Here is a 430-nt window from a genome sequence, read left to right as displayed (position 1 = left end):
GACTCCATTCTTACTGATGCTTGGGCTATTTGTGATTGCATTGCCACTGGCATCCACAAAGCTGAGGCCATTGCTATTGATCAATGTCCCCGCGGCATTGACGCTATTCACTGCCAAGTCTTTGGAGAGTTCAATCGCAAGCTTACCTTGATCCACCTTCGTGGTGATGTTGCTGTCGGCGCCAACCACATCCACCGTTTGTCCCAGTTTCTTCTGAACTGAATTACCATCTGCCGCAGTTAAACCAAAGCCACTGTCTGTTAAGCCTGTCTGGATTTGTTTTAATTGCTCTTCCGTCGCTGCACGACCTTGAGTGGCAAAGTCCGCACTACTGATATCTTTATTGCTTAGACCTTCAAGTGTGCCTTTGCTTGCATCTAAAGTCAGGGTATTTGCCGTGTTCTTAACAACCACCTTACCTGCTTCGAGC

1 pseudogene is annotated in these 430 nt (G+C 47.7%); it reads right to left on the bottom strand.

The features are described 5' to 3' along the window. Positions 1–430, bottom strand: a pseudogene (locus WA352_RS21785) (hypothetical protein); the annotation flags it as partial.

It is taken from the genome of Acinetobacter sp. 102, from assembly GCF_037028485.1.
GTDB lineage: Bacteria > Pseudomonadota > Gammaproteobacteria > Pseudomonadales > Moraxellaceae > Acinetobacter > Acinetobacter higginsii.
Note: the sequence above shows the minus strand (reverse complement) of the source record. Positions and strands in the feature narration are given on the sequence as shown.